21 protein-coding genes are annotated in these 20,882 nt (G+C 71.0%); 9 read left to right on the forward strand and 12 right to left on the reverse strand.

Features of this window, described 5'->3' with window-relative positions:
* The first annotated feature begins 120 nt into the window (after positions 1-120).
* The 3 genes from pta (at position 121) to pyk (ending at position 4,939) form a co-directional block, all read left to right on the forward strand.
* The gene (pta, locus tag ACFV9J_RS29230) at positions 121-2,214 is read left to right on the forward strand and encodes a phosphate acetyltransferase (protein ID WP_385358929.1); all 2,094 of its coding nucleotides are present in this window, start codon (positions 121-123) and stop codon (positions 2,212-2,214) included.
* A complete protein-coding gene (locus tag ACFV9J_RS29235; protein ID WP_385358931.1) occupies positions 2,211-3,434 on the forward strand; it encodes an acetate kinase in 1,224 nt (407 codons plus the stop codon). The genes pta and ACFV9J_RS29235 overlap by 4 nt, the downstream gene beginning before the upstream one ends.
* Before the next feature lie 74 nt (positions 3,435-3,508).
* Positions 3,509-4,939 carry a pyruvate kinase gene (gene pyk / locus ACFV9J_RS29240; RefSeq protein WP_385358933.1) on the forward strand — a complete coding sequence of 477 codons (1,431 nt, stop codon included), beginning with the start codon at positions 3,509-3,511 and terminating at the stop codon, positions 4,937-4,939.
* A gap of 89 nt (positions 4,940-5,028) precedes the next feature.
* Here the strand turns inward: pyk and ACFV9J_RS29245 are convergent, their stop codons facing one another.
* The 4 genes from ACFV9J_RS29245 to ACFV9J_RS29260 all read right to left on the reverse strand — a co-directional run bounded on the left by ACFV9J_RS29245 (position 5,029) and on the right by ACFV9J_RS29260 (position 9,356).
* A complete protein-coding gene (locus ACFV9J_RS29245; protein ID WP_385358935.1) occupies positions 5,029-6,423 on the reverse strand; it encodes a hypothetical protein in 1,395 nt (464 codons plus the stop codon).
* Positions 6,413-6,970: a DUF6114 domain-containing protein gene (locus ACFV9J_RS29250; RefSeq protein WP_385358938.1), complete on the reverse strand. Its 558-nt coding sequence runs from the start codon at positions 6,968-6,970 to the stop codon at positions 6,413-6,415. Before ACFV9J_RS29250 ends, ACFV9J_RS29245 begins: the two co-directional genes overlap by 11 nt.
* A gap of 117 nt (positions 6,971-7,087) precedes the next feature.
* Complete coding sequence (locus ACFV9J_RS29255; RefSeq protein WP_385358940.1) at positions 7,088-7,723, reverse strand: DUF6230 family protein; 636 nt, start codon at positions 7,721-7,723, stop codon at positions 7,088-7,090.
* 655 nt (positions 7,724-8,378) lie between these two features.
* Positions 8,379-9,356, reverse strand: a complete 978-nt coding sequence (locus ACFV9J_RS29260; RefSeq protein ID WP_385358942.1) for a tetratricopeptide repeat protein — start codon at positions 9,354-9,356, stop codon at positions 8,379-8,381.
* 282 nt (positions 9,357-9,638) lie between these two features.
* Here ACFV9J_RS29260 and ACFV9J_RS29265 point away from each other — a divergent pair, with 282 nt between their 5' ends.
* Positions 9,639-10,334, forward strand: coding sequence for a TetR/AcrR family transcriptional regulator (locus ACFV9J_RS29265; protein WP_385358945.1), 696 nt, complete (start codon positions 9,639-9,641; stop codon positions 10,332-10,334).
* Between the two features lie 23 nt (positions 10,335-10,357).
* Here ACFV9J_RS29265 and ACFV9J_RS29270 read toward each other — a convergent pair whose 3' ends face one another.
* A complete protein-coding gene (locus tag ACFV9J_RS29270) occupies positions 10,358-11,326 on the reverse strand; it encodes an NADP-dependent oxidoreductase (RefSeq protein WP_385358948.1) in 969 nt (322 codons plus the stop codon).
* A 69-nt stretch (positions 11,327-11,395) separates the two neighbouring features.
* On the opposite strand from ACFV9J_RS29270, the gene ACFV9J_RS29275 reads away from it, so the two are divergent.
* Positions 11,396-12,409: a GlxA family transcriptional regulator gene (locus ACFV9J_RS29275; protein WP_385358951.1), complete on the forward strand. Its 1,014-nt coding sequence runs from the start codon at positions 11,396-11,398 to the stop codon at positions 12,407-12,409.
* 29 nt (positions 12,410-12,438) lie between these two features.
* Here ACFV9J_RS29275 and ACFV9J_RS29280 read toward each other — a convergent pair whose 3' ends face one another.
* The 5 genes from ACFV9J_RS29280 to ACFV9J_RS29300 all read right to left on the reverse strand — a co-directional run bounded on the left by ACFV9J_RS29280 (position 12,439) and on the right by ACFV9J_RS29300 (position 15,881).
* A complete protein-coding gene (locus tag ACFV9J_RS29280; protein ID WP_385358954.1) occupies positions 12,439-14,139 on the reverse strand; it encodes a methylmalonyl-CoA mutase in 1,701 nt (566 codons plus the stop codon).
* 93 nt (positions 14,140-14,232) lie between these two features.
* On the reverse strand, positions 14,233-14,574 hold the full coding sequence (locus tag ACFV9J_RS29285) for a DUF3817 domain-containing protein (RefSeq protein ID WP_361004581.1): 342 nt from the start codon (positions 14,572-14,574) through the stop codon (positions 14,233-14,235).
* Positions 14,575-14,650: 76 nt separating this feature from the next.
* The gene (locus ACFV9J_RS29290) at positions 14,651-15,160 is read right to left on the reverse strand and encodes a MarR family winged helix-turn-helix transcriptional regulator (protein WP_385358957.1); all 510 of its coding nucleotides are present in this window, start codon (positions 15,158-15,160) and stop codon (positions 14,651-14,653) included.
* 86 nt (positions 15,161-15,246) lie between these two features.
* On the reverse strand, positions 15,247-15,540 hold the full coding sequence (locus tag ACFV9J_RS29295) for an MTH1187 family thiamine-binding protein (protein ID WP_043383196.1): 294 nt from the start codon (positions 15,538-15,540) through the stop codon (positions 15,247-15,249).
* Positions 15,537-15,881: a DUF3817 domain-containing protein gene (locus ACFV9J_RS29300; protein ID WP_385358959.1), complete on the reverse strand. Its 345-nt coding sequence runs from the start codon at positions 15,879-15,881 to the stop codon at positions 15,537-15,539. The genes ACFV9J_RS29295 and ACFV9J_RS29300 overlap by 4 nt, the downstream gene beginning before the upstream one ends.
* A gap of 184 nt (positions 15,882-16,065) precedes the next feature.
* Between ACFV9J_RS29300 and ACFV9J_RS29305 the strand changes: the two genes are divergently transcribed.
* The 4 genes from ACFV9J_RS29305 to ACFV9J_RS29320 all read left to right on the forward strand — a co-directional run bounded on the left by ACFV9J_RS29305 (position 16,066) and on the right by ACFV9J_RS29320 (position 18,701).
* Positions 16,066-16,698 carry an AIM24 family protein gene (locus ACFV9J_RS29305; RefSeq protein WP_385359115.1) on the forward strand — a complete coding sequence of 211 codons (633 nt, stop codon included), beginning with the start codon at positions 16,066-16,068 and terminating at the stop codon, positions 16,696-16,698.
* 1 nt (position 16,699) lies between these two features.
* Positions 16,700-17,350 (forward strand): AIM24 family protein, encoded by a 651-nt coding sequence (locus ACFV9J_RS29310; RefSeq protein ID WP_007444719.1) that lies wholly within the window; start codon positions 16,700-16,702, stop codon positions 17,348-17,350.
* Positions 17,347-18,123 carry an AIM24 family protein gene (locus ACFV9J_RS29315; protein WP_385358961.1) on the forward strand — a complete coding sequence of 259 codons (777 nt, stop codon included), beginning with the start codon at positions 17,347-17,349 and terminating at the stop codon, positions 18,121-18,123. The genes ACFV9J_RS29310 and ACFV9J_RS29315 overlap by 4 nt, the downstream gene beginning before the upstream one ends.
* A gap of 101 nt (positions 18,124-18,224) precedes the next feature.
* Entirely contained in the window at positions 18,225-18,701 is a 477-nt protein-coding gene (locus ACFV9J_RS29320) for a MarR family winged helix-turn-helix transcriptional regulator (protein ID WP_385358963.1), read from the forward strand.
* A gap of 36 nt (positions 18,702-18,737) precedes the next feature.
* On the opposite strand, the gene ACFV9J_RS29325 is transcribed toward ACFV9J_RS29320, so the two are convergent.
* Together ACFV9J_RS29325 and ACFV9J_RS29330 are read right to left on the reverse strand one after the other, a co-directional pair.
* Positions 18,738-20,177 (reverse strand): sensor histidine kinase, encoded by a 1,440-nt coding sequence (locus ACFV9J_RS29325; RefSeq protein WP_385358965.1) that lies wholly within the window; start codon positions 20,175-20,177, stop codon positions 18,738-18,740.
* Positions 20,174-20,842, reverse strand: coding sequence for a response regulator transcription factor (locus tag ACFV9J_RS29330; RefSeq protein WP_385358967.1), 669 nt, complete (start codon positions 20,840-20,842; stop codon positions 20,174-20,176). Before ACFV9J_RS29330 ends, ACFV9J_RS29325 begins: the two co-directional genes overlap by 4 nt.
* Positions 20,843-20,882: the final 40 nt, after the last annotated feature.

Below are 20,882 nucleotides of genomic sequence, written 5' to 3' on the forward strand. Positions count from 1 at the left end.
CGGTGAGCCGATTCAATTGTTCCACGGCCCGGGCGGCGGTGGTTGCTGACGGGCGCCTTAACCATCGCCGGGGGTACTGTCAAGAGGATTCCGCTCACCCCTACGAAACGGAGAGCACGCGTGACGCGCAGCGTGTACGTGACCGGTATCGACCGCGGCGACGGCCGCCAGGTCGTCGAGCTGGGGGTCATGGAACTCCTGACCCGGCAGGTCGACCGGGTCGGCGTCTTCCGTCCCCTGGTGCACGACGGGCCGGACCGGCTCTTCGAACTGCTGCGCGCCCGCTACCGGCTCTCGCAGGACCCCGCGACGGTCTACGGCATGGACTACCAGGAGGCCTCCCTCCTCCAGGCCGAACAGGGCGTGGACGAGCTGGTGTCCGCGCTGGTCGACCGCTTCCACCTGGTCGCGCGGGACTACGACGTCGTCCTCGTCCTCGGCACCGACTACGCCGACACCCAGTTCCCGGACGAGCTGTCGCTGAACGCGCGGCTCGCCAACGAGTTCGGCGCCTCCGTCCTCCCCGTCGTCGGCGGCCGCCGGCAGAGCGCCGAGTCGGTGCTCGCGGAGACCCGCAACGCCTTCCGCGCCTACGACGGCCTCGGCTGCGACGTGCTGGCCATGGTGACCAACCGGGTCGCGCGCGAGGACCGGGACGAGATCGCCGAGCGGCTCGCGCACCGGCTGCCGGTGCCGTGCTGGGTGGTGCCGGACGAGCCCGCCCTCTCCGCGCCGACGGTCTCCCAGATCGCGCACGCCCTGGGCGCCGGGATCGTCCTCGGCGACGACTCCGGGCTGGCGCGCGACGCGCTGGACTTCGTCTTCGGCGGGGCCATGCTGCCCAACCTGCTGGCCGCGCTGACCCCGGGCTGCCTGGTGATCACGCCCGGCGACCGCGCCGACCTGGTGATCGGCACGCTGGCCGCGCACAGCGCCGGCACCCCGCCGATAGCCGGGGTACTGCTGACGCTGAACGAGGTGCCCGGCGAGGGCATCCTCACCCTCGCCGCCCGGCTGGCCCCCGGCACGCCGGTGCTCTCGGTGCCGGGCACCAGCTTTCCCACCGCCGAGCGGCTCTTCTCCCTGGAGGGCAAGCTGGGCGCGGCCACCCCGCGCAAGGCGGAGACCGCCCTCGGCCTCTTCGAGCGGTACGTCGACACCGCCGAGCTGAACAAGCGGGTCTCCGCGCCCAGCAGCGACCGCGTCACGCCGATGATGTTCGAGCACAAGCTCCTGGAGCAGGCCCGCTCCGCCCTGCGCCGGGTGGTCCTGCCGGAGGGCACCGAGGAGCGGGTGCTGCACGCGGCGGAGGTGCTGCTGCGCCGGGGCGTGTGCGAGCTGACGCTGCTCGGTCCGGTCGAGCAGATCCGCAAGAAGGCCGCCGACCTGGGCATCGACCTGGCCGGTGCCGAGCTGATCGACCCGGCCGCCAGCGAGCTGCGCGACTCCTTCGCCGAGAAGTACGCCGCCCTGCGCGCCCACAAGGGCGTGACCGTGGAGCTGGCGTACGACGTGGTCTCCGACGTGAACTACTTCGGCACGCTGATGGTGCAGGAAGGGTTCGCCGACGGCATGGTGTCGGGGTCGGTGCACTCGACGGCGGCGACCATCCGCCCGGCCTTCGAGATCATCAAGACGAAGCCGGACGCCGCCATCGTCTCCTCCGTCTTCTTCATGTGCCTGGCCGACAAGGTGCTGGTCTACGGCGACTGCGCGGTCAACCCGGACCCGGACGCGGAGCAGCTCGCCGACATCGCCGCCCAGTCGGCGTCGACGGCGGCGCGGTTCGGGGTGGAGCCGCGGATCGCGATGCTGTCGTACTCGACCGGCACGTCCGGTTCCGGCGCGGACGTCGACAAGGTGCGCGAGGCCACCGAGCTGGTCCGCTCGCGCCGCCCCGACCTGAGCATCGAGGGGCCGATCCAGTACGACGCGGCGGTCGAGCCGTCGGTCGCCGCGACCAAGCTGCCCGGTTCGGCGGTCGCCGGGCAGGCCAGCGTGCTGATCTTCCCCGACCTGAACACCGGCAACAACACGTACAAGGCGGTGCAGCGCTCGGCCGGCGCCATCGCGGTCGGCCCGGTGCTCCAGGGTCTGCGCAAGCCGGTCAACGACCTGTCCCGGGGCGCGCTCGTGCAGGACATCGTCAACACCGTCGCCATCACGGCGATCCAGGCCCAGCAGTCCCCGACCGAGAAGGCGTCCGCCCAGTGAGCTCCACGCGTGTCCTCGTCCTCAACTCCGGCTCCTCGTCGGTGAAGTACCAGCTGATCGACATGCGCGACGGGGAGCGGCTGGCGGCCGGTCTGGTCGAGCGCATCGGCGAGCGGACGTCGCGGCTGAAGCACACCCTGGTGGCCACGGGCGCCAGCCGGGAGCAGGAGGGCCCGATCGCCGACCACGAGGCGGCCCTGAAGGCGGTCGCCGCCGAGCTGGGCCGGGACGGTCTGGGCCTGGACTCCCCGGAGCTGGCCGCGATCGGGCACCGGGTGGTGCACGGCGGCGAGTTCTTCAGCGAGCCCACTCTCATCGACGAGAACGTGCTGACCGAGATCGAGCGGCTGATCCCGGTCGCTCCGCTGCACAACCCGGCCAACCTCACCGGCATCCGCACCGCGCAGGCGCTCCGTCCCGACCTGCCCCAGGTGGCGGTCTTCGACACCGCGTTCCACACGACGATGCCAGCGGCCGCGGCGCGCTACGCGATCGACCCGAAGATCGCCGACCGGTACCGCATCCGCCGCTACGGCTTCCACGGCACCTCGCACGCGTACGTCTCCCGCGAGACCGCGCGGCTGCTGGGCAGGGCGCCGGAGGACGTGAACGTGATCGTGCTGCACCTGGGCAACGGGGCGTCCGCCTCGGCCGTGCGGGGCGGCCGGTGCGTGGACACCTCCATGGGGCTGACGCCCTTGGAGGGGCTCGTGATGGGTACGCGGTCGGGAGACATGGACCCGGCCGTCATCTTCCATTTGATGCGTGTTGGCGGAATGTCCCCCGACGAGATCGACACTCTTCTCAACAAGAGGAGCGGTCTGTTCGGTCTGTGCGGTGACAACGACATGCGGGAGATCCGCCGCCGGGTGGACGAGGGCGACGAGCAGGCGGGGCTGGCCTTCGACATCTACATTCACCGGCTCAAGAAGTACATCGGCGCCTATTACGCCGTTCTCGGACGCGTGGACGCGGTGGCGTTCACGGCGGGGGTCGGGGAGAACTCGGCGCCGGTGCGCGAGGCGGCCGTGGCCGGACTGGAGGGGCTCGGCCTGGCGGTCGACGGCGGGCTGAACGCCGTACGCGGCGACGGAGCCCGGCTGATCTCGCCCGCGGGGGCGCGGGTGGCGGTGGCGGTGGTACCGACGGACGAGGAAATGGAGATCGCGACACAGACCTACGCGCTGGTAATTGAATCGGGAAATCCCCATCTCACCTGAGCGGCATCCCGCCCTTTTGTATTTTCCGCCAGACGGAATATTCCGCGCCGAAACAAACCGATAGGATGGCACCCATGCGCCGTTCGAAAATCGTCTGTACTCTCGGCCCCGCGGTCGACTCCCACGAGCAGCTCGTCACGCTGATCGAAGCCGGCATGAACGTGGCCCGCTTCAACTTCAGCCATGGCAGCCACGCCGAGCACCAGGGCCGTTACGACCGGGTCCGGGCCGCCGCCAAGGAGACCGGCAGGGCCATCGGTGTCCTCGCCGACCTGCAGGGCCCGAAGATCCGCCTGGAGACCTTCGCGGAGGGTCCCGTCGAGCTGGTGCGCGGTGACGAGTTCACCATCACCGCCGAGGACGTCCCGGGCGACAGGACGATCTGCGGCACGACGTACAAGGGCCTGCCCGGTGATGTCACCAAGGGCGACCAGGTGCTCATCAACGACGGCAACGTCGAGCTGAAGGTCACCGAGGTCGAGGGGCCCCGGGTGAAGACGATCGTCATCGAGGGCGGCGTCATCTCCGACCACAAGGGCATCAACCTGCCCGGCGCGGCGGTCAACGTCCCCGCGCTGAGCGACAAGGACGTCGAGGACCTCCGGTTCGCGCTGCGCATGGGCTGCGACCTGGTTGCCCTCTCCTTCGTCCGGGACGCCAAGGACGTCGACGACGTGCACCGCGTCATGGACGAGGAGGGCCGCCGGGTCCCGGTGATCGCCAAGGTGGAGAAGCCCCAGGCGGTCGACAACATGGAGGACGTCGTGATGGCGTTCGACGGCGTGATGGTCGCCCGCGGCGACCTGGCCGTCGAGTACCCGCTCGAGAAGGTCCCCATGGTGCAGAAGCGCCTGATCGAGCTGTGCCGGCGCAACGCCAAGCCGGTGATCGTGGCGACCCAGATGATGGAGTCGATGATCACCAACTCCCGGCCGACCCGCGCCGAGGCCTCCGACGTGGCCAACGCGATCCTGGACGGCGCCGACGCGGTCATGCTGTCGGCGGAGTCGTCGGTGGGCGCGTACCCGATCGAGACCGTCAAGACGATGTCGAAGATCGTCACCGCCGCCGAGCAGGAGCTGCTCTCCAAGGGCCTCCAGCCGCTGGTGCCGGGCAAGAAGCCGCGCACGCAGGGCGGTTCGGTGGCCCGTGCGGCCGCCGAGATCGCCGACTTCCTGGGCGGCAAGGGCCTGGTGGCCTTCACCCAGTCCGGCGACACCGCCCGCCGGCTCTCCCGCTACCGCGCGGCCCAGCCGATCCTCGCCTTCACCACCGACGAGTCCACCCGCAACCAGCTGGCGCTCAGCTGGGGAGTGGAGCCGCACGTGGTGCCGCTGGTGAACACCACGGACGAGATGGTCGACCTGGTGGACCAGGAGACGGCCCGCCTCGGCCGGTTCAGCGACGGCGACATCGTCGTGATCACCGCCGGTTCGCCCCCCGGCGTGCCCGGCACCACCAACATGGTGCGAGTCCTCCACCTGGGCGAGACGCGACGCGGCTGACCGCCCCCTCCCTGTCTCCCGGTGGTACGCACTGAGGGCGCCCCCTTTCGTGGGGGCGCCCTCGGCGGTTGTGGCTCGCCGCCGCGTTCTCAGCCGGTGATGTACTGGTGCAGCCCGGGAACGTGCAGGGTGCCGCCGAACTGGCCGGCCTGCACCACCTTCACGTTGGTGAAGTAGATCAGCGGGATGTCCAACGGCGGCGGGTTCTCCGGGTCGAAGGTGATCGGGATCAGCCCGAGCAGGTTGCCCGAAATACTCTCGGTGTACATGACCGTGTCGCCGTCGCGGATCGTGGACGTGGAGCCCTTGGCCGCCTGGACGTGGTGAGTCTTGCCGGTCGTGTCGTCCTTGACGATCTGGTGCAGATCGCCGATGTCGGTGCCTTTGGAGATGACGTACTTCAGGACCTTCTTCGTCGCCCCGCTGGCCGTCTTCACCTCGACGACGCCCTTGTAGGAGGCACCCTTCAGGGTGAGTGAGCTGGCCTCCAGGTACCAGGGGTCCTCCGGCACGGGCAGGGTGTTGTCGACCCCGCCCTCGTCGTCGGTGGCGGTCGGGCAGTCCTCCGGGTCCACCGCGGCGCTCTCGGACGGGCTGGCGCTGGGCGAGGCGGTGGCCTCGTCCTTGGCCTTCTCCGCGGCCTTCTCGGCGTCCTCCGTGGCCTTGTCCACCGTGTCCTTGGTGTCCTCGGCCGCCTTCGACGCCGCGTCGGTCGCGCCGTCCACGGTGTCCTTCACCGTGCCGGTGACCTTGTCGGTGGTCTCCTTCACGACGTCGGACGCGTCGTCGCCGGCGCTCTGGGACGCCGAGGGGGTCGGCGTCGGGCTCGGGGTCTCCTCGGCCTTCTTGCCACCGGTGAAGATGCCCTCTATGGCGTCGCCGATGCCCTCCAGCAAGCCGCCCTTCTCCGACTCGGAGGGGGAAGGCTCGGCGGCGCTCGCACCGACCGATTCCTGACCTTCGGACGCGGAGGGGCTCGGAGCGGGCTCGGACTTGTCGCTGACGTCGGCCTTGTCACCGGCGGCCGTGCCGTCCCTGTCGCCCTTGTCGTCGGAACCTGAATCCGACGAAGAGGACGCGTCCTCGTCCGTGCCCGGCTTCTTGCCCGTGTCCCCGTCCGATGGCGAGGGGCTGGGCTCCGTCTCGTCCTGCTTGCCGTCGTCGGTCGCGGAGGGCGACGGTTCGGGCGACTCGGACGCGTCCTTCTCGGCGTCCGCCATGGCCTCGACACAGGCCTTGTACTCGTCCGCCGTCAGGCTGTTGGACGACGGCGTGCCCTGGTCGTTCCCGTCCGCGAGGGCGAGGGTCGGTGTGAACCCAAGCCCCATGAGGACCGCCGTGGGCATCGCCGCCAGGGCTATCGCTTTGCCGGTGGGCACATGGAACCTGGTGAACAGTGGCTTCCTGGGCGCCGCGTGACGTGGCCCCGTTCTCGCACGGGATGTCTCCTCGTCCATCCCGGGCTTCACCTCGTCAGCCGGCACTGTGCCTCCCGTTCGCCCCGTTGGCCGGGCTCGTTCCTGACAGATCGTCGCCCCCGGGTGCGCTCAGGGACTGGGAGGAAGCCGCGTCGCCCCCCAAGCTCTCGGAGCCGCCGCCTTCACCCTGGTCGAACTTGGCCGACCCCGACCCGACCGGCTCCCCCGGCGCCCACGCCACGGCCAGGGCCCCGCCGACGAGCGAGAGCATGAAGCCGATGATGAAGCCACCGAAGTTGGCGACGGGAATGGACACCAGGGAGAGCAGAATCGCCGCGACGCCTGCGAAGACCCGCACGTGCTTCTGGAACCAGAGGCTGATGCCGAGGACCACCAGCAGCACGCCGATGATCAGAGAGCCGGCACCGGCCGTGGTGGACATGGCCACCGTCAGGTTCCCGAACTTCAGGTGCGCATACGGGAAGTACATGATCGGGAAGCCCCCGAGCAGGACGAGCAGACCGGCCCAGAAGGGCCTGGCACCCCGCCAGCCTCGGAACTGCAGCCTCCGACGGGTGAACTGGCCGGCTGCGGCAGGAGTCTCGGCGCTCATGAAAAACAGCTCCCTGGTACAGCATTGCTGTGGTGATGATGCGGGCCGCCTCGTAGCAAGGCGGCCCGGTGGACTGACGGGCGGGAGCGCGGCCGGCCCCCGCCCGTCAGCGAGGGCTCAGTAGCACTCGACGCCTTCGCCGGAGCCCTTCTTCAGCGACATGTGCAGCCCGCTGAGCTGGAAGGTACCGGCCGTGGTCGCCCACGCGGTCTGCTTCACGTCGGTCAGCACGGCCGACTTCGCCTGCTGGGAGAAGCCACCCGGACTGGCGTGGTCACCGCTCTTGATGCGGGGACCCTTGTCGATCGCCCCGGCCGCCACGCCGATGTCGATGTCCTTGAACGTGGCGTCCGCCTGGAGGTCCTGGACATCGATGTAGAGCTGCTTGGCGTGAACCTGCTTGTCTTCGTCCTCGCTGTCACCTGCCTCCAGCCTCAAGGTGACGGTGCCGATCAGCGGAATGTTCGGGGTGACGACCGACTGGCACATCTTCTTGATCGTGGCGGAATCAAACGCCGAAACGGCCACGGCGTGATTGCCGTTCACGCCCTCGTCGTAGGCTCCGTACTGCGAGAAGCCTGTGCCCTCGAGCCGGTCGGCGGTCACCTTGAACGACTGACCCGACACACTGAACGACGCGGCGAGAGCGCCCTGCGCGAGCGCGACGCCTATCGCCGCCGTCGCGGCGACGCTGGGCACCATCACCACAGCGAACCGCTTCCATCTGGTCCCGCCACGCACCTGGGACTCCATATTTCCTCCTTCTCGGACGTACATCTCCTGGCCTCGGCCCCGTCGCCAGTCGGCGACTCGGCCCGGCAGGGATGGGAGAAGTGCTACGTCCTCGGGAAGGAGAGCGCCTGTCCTCGGCGGCACGTACCACGCGCCCGAACAACCGGCGATCACCCCCGAGCGACAACCACTGGTCGCGCCTGACACGCATCACGCACAACCCTGCTGGACAGGCTTCGCCGGATGAGCGAAGACCCCCCTGCCCAAGGGCCGGCACCACTGCCGCCGGCCCTGCTCGGTGGGGACCCAGGAACCCCCGCGACCCGACCGGCTGTCGGGGTACGGGAATGGACCGAGCGTCGCCGATCGTGGTGCATTCTCGCCGTCGGCACAAGGGGGTTCGTTACTGGCTAGTAGCGGCCGCGTGACCGCGGGACGACGCACCGGGCCCGAACGGCGACGCTGGGTGTGCCAAGAGGGCGGAACAAAACTATTGATCGATGGACAGAGTCCGACAGATCGACGCCCTCGACTTACTGGCAGTAACAGCGGCCGCGATTACCAAGTTTTGGTAAAGCGCGGCCGCAGTGACGCCTCTTCGACAGCTCCTTCACATACGCAACACGTCGGCGGCGTTTGAAACGCCGGCCACGCCTGCCACGTCGGCCGGAGCCGACTAGAACAGGGCGCGCGCGAGCGCCCGGCGCGCCGCGGCCACCCGCGGGTCGTCGGCGCCGACCACCTCGAACAGCTCCAGCAGCCGCAGCCGGACGGCGTCCCGGTCGTCGCCCGCCGTGACGCGCACGGTGTCGATGAGGCGCCCGAAGGCGTCCTCCACGTGACCGCCCACCAGGTCCAGGTCGGCGGCGGCGATCTGCGCCCGGGCGTCGCCCGGCCTGTCGGCGGCTTCCTGACGGACCTTCTGCGGATCGGCGTCCTGCACCCGCTGGAGCAACTCGGCCTGGGCCAGGCCCAGTTTGGCCTCCGTGTTGCCCGGCTCCTCGGCCAGCACGTTCTTGTAGGCCTGGACGGCGCCGCCCAGGTCGCCCGCGTCCATCGCCTGCACGGCGGCGTCGAGGGCCGCGTCGTGCGGCCCGGCGGGGCGCTCGGGGGCGGCGGGGCGCTCGGCGCCCGGCTCCGCCTCGGGGTCGACGACGAGACCGGTCAGGCCGAAACGCTCCTCGCCGACCTGCACCAGCTGGTCCAGGGTCTGCCGGATCTGCTGTTCGCCCGCGGCCCCCTGGAAGAGCGGCAGCGCCTGTCCGGCGACGACCGCGAACACGGCCGGGATGCCCTGGACGCCGAACTGCTGCATCAGCATCTGGTTGGCGTCGACGTCGATCTTGGCGAGGAGGAAGCGCCCGTTGTACTCGACGGCGAGCCGCTCCAGGACCGGGCTCAACTGCTTGCAGGGCTCGCACCACTCGGCCCAGAAGTCGATGACGACCGGGACCTCGGTGGACCGCTGCAGGACATCGCTCTCGAAGCCGGCCTCGTCGACCTCGATGACGAGGTCGGCCGGGGAGACGGCGCCCGCGCCGCCGGTCCGGGCCGCTTCGGCGCGCGCCTGCTCCGCCTTCGCCTTGGCCTCCTGGGCCTGCTTCACCGCGGCGAGGTCGACGACCCCGCTCATGGACATGTTCCGTGGCTGCATGGGTCTATCCTCCCCCGTACGGCGCGCGCGTGTGAAAAGCGGGTCGAAAGCCCGCCCGGATGTGTGCTGTTCGGTCTGTGTACTGCCCGATGTGTGTGCTGCTCGGCGCCGGGTCCCCACCCCACGCCCGTGGTCGTCGCTGGGGCGCGGGCGGACCCGCGCTTTCGCTACGGGTCGTAGCGTAATGCCAGGACGGCCCGTCGGAACACCCCACCGCCAGACCCCGTCGCGGTGATCTGTCTCACGACCGGCCGCGTGTTACCCGCCGGTTAAGGTCGGGGGATGCAGAGCAGCACCCCAGCCGGCCGTGCCGGGCGCCCGCGCAGTGCCGCGGCGGACACCGCGATCCTGGCCGCGACGCGGGCCGCCCTGGTCGACCTCGGCTGGTCGAAGCTCACCCTGGGAGACGTCGCCACCCGGGCCGGGGTTGCCAAGACGACGCTCTACCGCCGCTGGGCGGGCAAGAACGAGCTGGTCGTGGACGCGGTGGCGGAGCTCTTCGACGAACTGGAGCTACCCGATCGCGGTTCCCTCGCCGCCGACATCGAGGGCGTGGTGCTCCAGTTCGCGGCGATCCTGGCCCGTCCGGAGGCCAGGAGCGGCCTGATGGCGGTGGTCGCGGAGTCCACGCGGGACGACGCGCTGCGCGAGCGCATCCGCACCTCGATCGTCGAACGGCAGAAGCGCCTGGTACTGGAGGGCAGGGCCCGCGCCCAGGCCCGCGGCGAGCTGCCGCCGGAGACCGACGCGGCCGAGGCCGCCCGTACGGCGGACCTCATCTTCGACGTGGTGGCGGGCGCGGTGGTGCACCGCACGCTGGTCAGCGCCCGGGCCGCGGACGAGGAGTGGGTGCGCGGCCTGACACAGGTACTGCTGTGGGGCCTGGCCGGCGCCGACGGCGCCGACGGCGCCGACGGGGGCGGCGGAGACGGCGGCCCGGGCGGCGGGGCCGACGCGGAACCGGCCGCGCCCCGGTAGGACGCGGCCGGTTCGGGGCCCGCTCAGCGCACGGTGAGGACCAGCTTGCCCGTGGTGCGGCCGGTCTCCCCCTGGGCGTGCGCCCGGGCGCCCTCGGCGAGCGGGAAGGTGCCGGACACGTGGGCGCGCAGGCTCCCCCGTTCGACGAGTTCGGCGATGGCGCGCATTCCGGCGTGGTCGTGCTCGACGAGCAGGACGACGGCGCGGACCCCGGCCCGCTCGGCCGCGGCGCCGGTGTGCGCGTCGCCCGGCAGCAGGGAGACGACGATGCCGCCGGGGCGGAGCACGCCCACGGAACGGGTGGCGGTCTCCCCGCCGAGCGTGTCGAGGACGACGTCGTAACGCTCCTCGGTGTCGGCGAAGTCCGCGGAACGGTAGTCGACGCAGGCGTCCGCACCGAGTTCGCGCAGGAACGCGTGCTTGGGCGCGCTGGCGGTGCCGGTGACGTGCGCGCCCCGCTCCTTGGCGAGCTGTACGGCGAGATGGCCCACGCCGCCGGCCGCCGCGTGGATCAGCACCCGCTGCCCGGCCCGGAGGCCGGCGGTGTCGACGAGGGCCTGCCAGGCGGTGAGCGCGGCCAGCGGGAGGGCGGCGGCCTGGACGTGGTCGGTCCCGGCGGGCTTGGCGGCGAAGGCGCGGGCCGGTCCGGTCACGTACTCGGCGTGCGAGCCGTGCCCGTGCGGGTAGGGCAGCATGCCGAAGACCTCGTCGCCGGGCCGGAAGAGGGTGACGCCGAAGCCGGTCTCCACCACGGTGCCGGAGACGTCCCAGCCGAGGGTCAGCGGCGGGGGCGGCAGGAAGATCTTCAGTGCGCGGTGCTTGAAGTCCGTGGGGTTGAGCCCGGCCGCGTGCACGGCGACGAGGATCTCGCCCGGTCCCGGTTCGGGCCGCGGCAGTTCGGTGGGCCGCAGCACCTCGGGGCCGCCGAGGGCCGTCTGGTGCAGGGCGAGCATCACGGGGGCGGGCTTCTCAGGAGTGTCCGTCGAGGTCATGCCCCCATGCTGGCCGCCGGCCCGGGCCCGGACCATGGCAAGAAGGTCAGCCTCCGATACATTTCTGCCATGCTCGCCGACGCCGCCGCCCGCGCGGCCGAACTGGACCGCCTGATGCGCCCGGCGCCCCGCCCCGGCGCCCACAAGGTCGCCGTCCTCGCCCTGGACGGCGTCTACCCCTTCGAACTCGGCATCCCGCACCGGGTCCTGGGTTCCGCCGACGGGCGCTACGAGGTGCTGTCCGCGAGCGTCGACGGGCGGCCCGTGCGCACCGACTCGGACCTGACCGTCACCCCGGCGCACGGCCCCGAGGTGCTGGCCGGGGCGGACACCGTGATCGTGCCGCCGTACGCCGTCACGGCCGCGTCGGCCGCCGTGCCGGATCCGCGGGCGCTCGCCGCCCTGGCCCGCGTCCGCCCCGGCGCCCGCCTGGTGTCGATCTGCACCGGCGCCTTCCTGCTGGCCGCCGCCGGCCTCCTGGACGGACGCCGGGCCACCACCCACTGGGCGCTCACCGACCACTTCCGGGAGCTGTTCCCCCGGGTGCGGCTGGACGCCGACGTGCTCTTCGTCGACCACGGCGACGTGCTGACCTCCGCGGGTGCGGCGAGCGGCGTCGACGTCTGCCTGCACCTGGTGCGCCAGGACCACGGTAGCGAGGTGGCCAACCAGGTGGCCCGCCGCTGCGTCGTACCGCCGTACCGGGACGGCGGCCAAGCGCAGTACATCGAGCGGCCGGTGCCACCGGCGAGCGGGACGGGCACCGGCCCGACCCGCGACTGGGCGCTGCACCGGCTGGGCCGCCCCCTGTCCCTGGACGAGCTGGCCGCGCACGCGGCGATGAGCACCCGCACCTTCGCCCGGCGCTTCAGGGAGGAGACCGGTCTGAGTCCCGGCCGCTGGCTGACCCAGCAGCGGCTGCGGCGGGCCCGGCACCTGCTGGAGTCCAGCGACCTGTCGGTGGAACGGGTCGCCCACGAGGTCGGCTTCGCCACCGCCACCTCACTGCGCCGCCACCTGGCCGCCGAGGCGGGAGTCGCCCCCTCGGCGTACCGGCGCACGTTCCGCGCCTCGGTGCCGTAGGAGGCGCCCCCGGCGGGTGTCGGCCTGGCTCAGAACCCCGCCGGTTCCGTGTACACCCCCCACTCGTCGCGCAGTACACCGCAGATCTCGCCCAGCGTCGCCTCCGCGCGCACCGCGTCCAGCATCGGCTCGATCATGTTGCCGCCGGAGCGGGCGGCGGCCAGCATGGCGTCCAGGGCGCCGCGCACGGCCGCGTCGTCGCGGGCGTCCTTGCGCTCGCCCAGCACCCGCACCTGCTCGCGCTCGACCTCGTGGCTGACCCGCAGGATCTCCAGGTCGCCGGTGACGGAGCCGGTGTGGACGTTGACGCCGACCACCTTCTTGTCGTCCTTCTCCAAGGACTGCTGGTAGCGGAAGGCGGACTCGGCGATCTCGCCGGTGAACCAGCCGTCCTCGATGCCGCGCAGCAGGCCGGAGGTGATCGGCCCGACGGGGTGCTGCCCGTCGGGGTGGGCGCGCAGCCCCCGCTCCTTGATCCGCTCGAAGATCTTCTCGGCGTCGGCCTCGATGCGGTCGGTCAGCTGCTCGATGAACCAGGAACCGCCCAGCGGGTCGGCGACGTTGGCGACGCCGGTCTCCTCCATCAGCACCTGCTGGGTGCGCAGGGCGATCTCGGCGGCCTGCTCGCTGGGCAGGGCGAGGGTCTCGTCGAGCGCGTTGGTGTGCAGGGAGTTGGTGCCGCCGAGCACGGCCGCCAGCGCCTCCACGGCGGTGCGCACGACGTTGTTGTACGGCTGCTGCGCGGTGAGCGAGACACCGGCGGTCTGGGTGTGGAAGCGGAGCCACTGGGCCTTGTCGGTCCGCGCCCCGTACACGTCGCGCATCCAGCGGGCCCAGATCCGGCGGGCCGCGCGGAACTTGGCGATCTCCTCGAAGAAGTCGAGGTGCGCGTCGAAGAAGAAGGAGAGGCCGGGCGCGAAGACGTCCACGTCGAGCCCGCGGCTGAGCCCCAGCTCCACGTATCCGAAGCCGTCGGCGAGCGTGTACGCCAGCTCCTGCGCGGCCGTCGCGCCCGCCTCGCGGATGTGGTACCCGGAGACGGAGAGCGGCTTGTAGGCGGGGATGCCGGCCGCGCAGTACTCCATGAGGTCGCCGATGAGCCGGAGGTGGGGCTCGGGCTGGAAGAGCCACTCCTTCTGGGCGATGTACTCCTTGAAGATGTCGGTCTGCAGCGTGCCGTTGAGCACGGAGGCGTCGACGCCCTGGCGCTCGGCGGCGACCAGGTACATGCAGAACACGGGCACGGCGGGCCCGCTGATCGTCATGGAGGTCGTCACGTCCCCGAGCGGGATGTCCTGGAACAGCACCTCCATGTCGGCGGCCGAGTCGATGGCCACCCCGCAGTGCCCGACCTCGCCCAGCGAGCGCGGGTCGTCGGAGTCGCGGCCCATCAGCGTCGGCATGTCGAAGGCGACCGAGAGCCCGCCGCCGCCGTTGCGGAGGATCATCTTGTAGCGCTCGTTGGTCTGCTCGGCGTTGCCGAACCCGGCGAACTGCCGGATGGTCCACGTACGCCCCCGGTATCCGGTCGGATGCAGGCCGCGGGTGAAGGGGTACTCGCCCGGCCAGCCGATCCGCTCGAAGCCCTCGTACTCGTCACCCGGGCGGGGCCCGTACACCGGCTCCACGGGGTCTCCGGAGAGCGTGGTGAAGTCCGCGTCGCGCTTGCGCGCCGCGTCGTACCGGGCCTGCCAGCGAAGGCGGCCCTCCTCTATGGCATGAGCGTCCATGCCTTCAAATTTACTAGGACGTCCAAGTAAATGTCGATGGGGTACCGCCGTACGGGTGTCCGTACGGCGGTGGGACGGCTCGTGAGGGGCCGGTTACGCCTTGACGGGGGCGGGCGCCTCGGCGGCGGCGACCTTCGCGTCCAGCTCCTGGGTGACCCTGCGCTCCACGAAGAACGCCGCGGTCGGAACCGTCCCGGCGAGCAGCACCCAGAGCTGCTTCTTCACCGGCCACTTCGCCTTGGAGCCCAGGTCGAAGGCGAAAACCAGGTAGATCACGTACAGCCAGCCGTGGGCGATGCTGACGACCTGGGTGAAGTCGGCGGCGCCGCCCAGATCCAGGGCGTACTTCGCGATCATGCCGAGGCACAGGGCGATCAGCAGCACACCGGTGACGTACGCCATGACCCGGTAGCGGGTCAGCACGCTTTTTTTCATGGCTCCGAGCGTAACCGCCCGTTTCGCGCGATCTTCGACCGGGTCGGGCGACTCGCCGGGCCCGGTCGACCCGCGCTCAGTCCTCCTCGAAGTCCCCGGCAGCGACCCGCAGCGGCCTGAGCATCGCGAAGATCTCCCCGCACTCCTCGGCGTCGTACGCGCCCAGGCCGAAGTCCATCGCCATCAGGTCGCGGGTGGCCGCCTCGACGACCTCGCGGCCCTTGTCGGTGATGGTGGCCAGCGTGCCGCGGCCGTCGTTGGGGTTGGGGCGCTTGGCCACCAGGGCGGAGCGCACCAGGCGGTCGACGGTGTTCGTCACGGAGGTGGGGTGCACCATCAGGCGCTCGCCGATCTTGGACATCGGCAGTTCGCCCGACTTGGAGAAGGTGAGCAGCACCAGCGCCTCGTAGCGCGCGAAGGTCAGCCCGTACGGCTTGACCACGGCGTCGACCTCGCCCAGCAGGATCTGCTGGGCCCGCATGATCGAGGTGATCGCCGCCATGGAGGGCACACCGCCCCAGCGCTGTGCCCAGAGTTCGTCGGCTCGGGCGATGGGATCGAAGGAGAGACTGAGGGGCTTCGGCACGGCAAGAGACCTTACCGGCCGGTCACATGCCGGTCAGCCCCGTCTCGCCTTTCGATACCACCGGCCCGCCGCGTACGACCGCCGCGTCATTCCGCGAGGTGGCGCTCGACCGTCTCGACCTTCGATGTGAGGCCGTCCGTCACGCCGGGGCGGATGTCCGCCTTGAGGACCAGGGAGACCCGCGGCGCGCGTGCCTCGACGGCCGCCACGGCCCGCCGGACGACGTCCATGACCTCGTCCCACTCGCCCTCGACGGAGGTGAACATCGCGTCGGTGCGGTTCGGCAGCCCGGACTCGCGGACCACGCGGACGGCGTCGGCGACGTACTCCCCCACGTCCTCGCCGACGCCGAGCGGCGTCACGGAGAAGGCGACGATCATGCGCCCACGATCCCTTCCTGGCGGGCGCGGGAGGCGATGACCGCGCTCTCGGCCTCGCGCTTGAGCTTGCGCTCGGCGAAGAAGCCGCCGGTCGGCAGGACCGAGAGGACGAAGTAGAGGGCGGCGGTCTTCAGCGGCCACTTGGCGCGGTTCCAGGCGTCGGCCCAGAAGATCACGTACAGCACGAAGAGGACACCGTGGATCATGCCCATCGCCGGGACCGCGTTGAAGTCGGTGGTCCGCTTCAGGACGGAGCAGACGAGCAGGAGGAGGAACGAGATCGCCTCGGGTGCCGAGACCAGGCGGAGGCGGCGGAGGGCGGTGGCGGTCTTGAGGTCCACGGGTCACCTTCGGAAGGGAGGGATGCGCCGGCGGCGCGGGCGGTGTGCGGTCCGCCTTGTGAACGGAAGCACAATCGTTCGCCCATTGTGGCAAACAATGCCCCAAGGGATGGACTCAGGGTCGTTCTCCACCCGTGGGCCCTGTTCTGTCCACCCGTGACGGGGCTACTTTCGCAGCGTGGCGATGTTCCGACTTCAAGGCAGCAAGGTCCTCGCCGTCGACATGACCCAAGACGCCGTGAAGGCGAAGAACGGCTCGATGGTCGCGTACGACGGGGAGATGGCCTTCAAGAAGCTGAGCGGCGGCGGTGAGGGCATCCGGGGGATGGTGACCCGGCGGATCACCGGCGAGCAGATGACGGTGATGGAGGTGAGGGGGCAGGGGACCTGCTGGTTCGCGGACCGGGCCTCGGAGATCACCCTGGTGGGGCTCCAGGGCGACAAGCTGTACGTCGAGTCGAGCAACTTCCTGGCGGCCGACGCGGGGCTGCGCACCGGGACCAGTTTCACGGGCACGCGCGGCGCCTCGCAGGGCAACGGGCTGTTCACGACGACGATCGAGGGGCACGGGCAGGCGGCGATCATGTCCGACGGCCCGGCGGTGGTGCTGCGGGTCAGCGCCCAGTACCCGCTGACCGTCGACCCGGGGGCGTACGTGGCGCACCAGGGGAACCTGCGGCAGTCCTTCCAGTCGGGTGTGACCTTCCGCACGCTGCTCGGGGAGGGCGGCGGGGAGGCCTTCCAGATCCGCTTCGAGGGCGACGGACTGGTGTACGTGCAGCCGAGCGAGCGGAACACGATCGCGGGGGATGTGTGAGATGGCCTTCGAGGAGATCAATTCCAAGATGGTCCGGGCGACCGTCGCACCGGGGCAGCGGCTGTTCAGTCAGCGCGGGGCGATGCTCGCCTACCAGGGCGAGGTGTCCTTCACCCCCAATCTGCGCGGCGGGCAGGGCGGCGTCATGTCGATGATCGGCCGCCGGGTGGCGAACGAGGACACGCCGCTGATGACCGTCGAGGGCAGCGGCACCGTGCTGTTCGGGCACGGCGGCCACCACGTCCAGGTGATCAGCCTGTCGGGCGACACCCTGTACGTGGAGGCGGACCGCCTTCTCGCCTTCGAGGGCACCCTGGAGCAGAGCACGGTGTTCCTGGGCTCGCAGGGCGGGGTCATGGGCATGGTGCGGGGCCAGGTGAGCGGGCAGGGGCTGTTCACCACGTCCCTCAAGGGCCACGGCTCGGTGGCGGTGATGGCCCACGGGGGCGTCTTCGAGGTGCCCATCACCCCGCAGCGCCCGGTGCGCGTCGACCCGCAGGCCTACGTCGCCCACCACGGCGACGTGCGCAACAAGCTGTCCACGGCCCTGGGCTGGCGGGACATGGTGGGACGCGGCTCCGGCGAGGCGTTCCAGCTGGAGCTGAGCGGCAGCGGCACGGTGTTCGTCCAGGCGTCGGAGGAGAAGCTGTGAGCACGGTCCACCACGACCCGGCGACGCTGCCGGCCGACGACAACGTCAACGCGTACACCTTCTGCGTGGAGTTGAAGGGGAGCCAGTGGTTCCTGCAGAAGGGGAAGATGATCGCCTACTACGGGACGATCGACTTCAACGGGATCGGGCACGGCCGGCTGGACCGTCTGGTGCGCACGTCGTTCCATTCGCCTCTGCACGCGAGCGACTGGGTCGTGGCGGAGGGCTCGGGCAAGATGCTCCTCGCCGACCGGGCCTTCGACGTGAATTCCTTCGACCTGGAGGACGGCAACCTGACCATTCGCTCGGGCAATCTGCTCGCTTTTCAGCCAAGCCTCGCGCTCAAGCAGTCGATCGTGCCGGGCTTCCTGACGCTGATCGGAACCGGGAAGTTCGTGGCCGCGTCCAACGGTCCGGTGGTGTTCATGGAACCGCCGATCCGGGTGGACCCGCAGGCCCTGGTCGGCTGGGCGGACTGCCCGTCCCCGTGCCACCACTACGACCACGGGTACATGACCGGCCTACTGGGCGGTCTACGTGCGATGACGGGGCTCGGCGGGGCCTCCGGGGAGGAGCACCAGTTCGAGTTCGTGGGCGCGGGGACGGTGCTGCTGCAGTCGAGCGAGGCGCTGATGGCGGAGCAGGCCGTGGGGACTCCTCCGCAGCAGGCGGGGGTGCCCGGCGGCGGGGCTCCCGGAGCGCCGGGAGGCCGGTCGGGGGTACCGGGACTTCCCGGACAGCTGGGGGACCTCCAGCGCCGCTTCGGGCTGTGAGCGGTAATCTGCGGAGTGTGACATCGAACGCGTGCGCACCGTCACCGTCACGGAAAACCCCTCACTAGTTCGCCTTTCAACCTTTTAGGTAGACTTCATTCATGGAGACCGAGACGGCCACTCGCTGGCTGACCGATACGGAGCAGTGTGCTTGGCGCACCCACCTGGAGGTCAACAGGCTGTTGACGCACCAGCTCGAGAAGGACCTGCAGCCGTTCGGCCTGACAATGAACGACTACGAGATCCTGGTGAACCTCTCCGAGTCGGAGGGCGACAGAATGCGGATGAGCGACCTGGCCACCGCCACGATGCAGTCCAAGAGCCGCCTCTCCCACCAGATCACCCGCATGGAGAACGCCCACCTGGTCCGGCGGGAGAACTGCGAGTCCGACCGGCGCGGGCTCTTCGCCGTCCTCACCGAGCACGGCATGGAGACGATGCGGAAGGTCGCGCCGCACCACGTGGCCTCCGTGCGCAGGCACTTCATCGACCTGCTGGCCCCGGAGGACCTGACGGAGCTGGACAAGGCGCTCAAGCCCATCGCGGAACACCTGCGCGGGCAGCGGGGACGCCCCTGAGTCCCTGATCGCCCTTCCCTGATCACCCGTCCCTGATCACCCGTCCCGGGCCGTGCGGGCCCGGGCACCCGGCAGGCGGAGCTCGAACAGGGCGCCGCCTGCCGGTGCGTCGTGCACGGTGAGCGTGCCGCCGTGCCGCAGGGCGACGTCGCGGGCGATGGCCAGTCCGAGACCGGCCCCGCCGTCGTCGCGGCTGCGGGCGTCGTCGAGCCGTACGAACCGCTCGAAGATCCGCTCCCGGTCGGCGGCCGGCACACCTTCGCCGTCGTCGGCCACGGCGACCACCGCACTGTCCCCGTCCCACCGCACGGACACCTCCACCGCCGAGCGGGCGTGCCGCTCGGCGTTGTCCAGCAGATTGGCCAGCACCCGCCCCAGCTGCCCGCGCGATCCGGCCACACTCACCACGCCCTCGTCCCCCCGCACCCGCACCCCGGTCCGCCCCTCGGCCGCCTCCCGCGCGAGCGCCGCGAGGTCGACCCGGGCGTCGGCGGGCCGCTCCCCCGCGTCCAGCCTGGCCAGCAGCAGCAGATCGGCGGCGAGCCGCTGGAGCCGTACGGTGTCCGCCACGGCGCCGTCCAGATCCAGCAGCTCGGGATGCGCGGCGGCCACCTCCAGCTGGGTGCGCAGCGACGCGATCGGGCTGCGCAGCTCGTGCGAGGCGTCGGCGACGAAGCCGCGCTGCCGCTCCACCGAGGACTCCAGGGCGGCCAGCGTCTCGTTGGTGGTGGTGGCGAGCCTGGCCACCTCGTCGTGGGTGCCCGGCACCGGGACGCGCCGGGCCAGGTCCTCGCTGGCGGTGATCGCGGCCATCTCGCGCCGGATGCCCTCCACCGGGCGCAGCGCGCGCCGGGTGACCAGCCAGGTCACCCACGCCACGACCGCGAGCAGCAGCGGGAAGCCGATCAGCATCACCGTCAGCGCGGTGTTCACGGCGCCGTGTTCGGCGGAGAGCGGGGCTCCGGCGTAGACGGTGAGCGTGCCCCGGTCGTCGGTCTTCACCGGGACGGCGGCGAAACGGTAGTCCTCCGTGTCGCCGTCGATGGTCGCCGAGCCGTCGCTGACGGTGATCCGTCCGCCGACCTCACCGGGGTCGAGGGACACGCCGGAGTCGTCATCGTCGTCGTCATCGTCCTCCCCGCCCGGGGAGGCGGCGGGCCGCGGCTGCACCATGTCGACGCCGGTGCCGCTGATCCGCTCCAGGTCCTCGCTCGCGGCGACCAGCACGCCGTCGTCGTCGACGACCTGCACCGGCCGGTCGTCCACGTCCAGCGACAGGTCCGCGTACGGCGTCCCGACGGCCAGCTCCGTCGCCACCTCCCGCGCGGAGCGCTCCGCCTGGGTGCCCGCCTCGCCGAGCAGGTTGGAGCGCAGGGAGAGCAGGACGGCGGTGCCGGCCGCGACGAGGGCGACGGCGACCACGAGGGTGGCGGCGAGCGTGGCACGGGCCCGCACCGAGGCGAAGAGGCGGCTCACCGCTCGGTCTCCAGCCGGTAGCCGGCGCCGCGCACGGTCCGGATGAGCCCGGCGCGCAGCTTGCGCCTCAGCGCGCTGACGTACACCTCGACGATGTTGGGGTCGCCGTCGTAGGCGAAGTCCCAGACGTGCTCCAGGATCTCCGCCTTGGAGACCACCTGCCCGGCCCGCACCACGAGCTGCTCCAGGACGGCGAACTCCTTGGCGGTGAGGGTGACCTCGTCCTCGCCGAGGAAGACCCGGCGGGCGGCCGTGTCGACCTTGAGATCGCCGTGGACGTGCACGGGCGAGGCACCGGCGCCCTGTCCCCGCCGCCGCAGCAGGGCCTTCACCCGGGCGACGAGGACGACGTAGGAGAAGGGCTTGGTGAGGTAGTCGTCCGCGCCGGTGTCCAGTCCCTCGGCCTCGTCGTACTCGCCGTCCTTGGCGGTGAGCATCAGGATGGGCACGTCGTGCCCGGCGGCGCGCAGGGCGGCGCAGACCCGGTAGCCGTTGAGGCCGGGCAGCATGATGTCGAGGATGACGAGGTCGTACACGCCCTCGCCCGCCCGGTGCAGTCCCTCCAGGCCGTCGTGGACGACGTCCACGGCGTATCCCTCCGCGGTGAGGCCCTTGGCGAGCGACACGGCGAGGCGCTTCTCGTCCTCCACGATCAACAGGCGCATGGGTAAAGAGTGGCAAAGGCGAGCTGAAGATCGCTTCAGG

This window comes from Streptomyces sp. NPDC059906, assembly GCF_042730645.1.
Taxonomy (GTDB): Bacteria; Actinomycetota; Actinomycetes; order Streptomycetales; family Streptomycetaceae; genus Streptomyces; species Streptomyces rubrogriseus.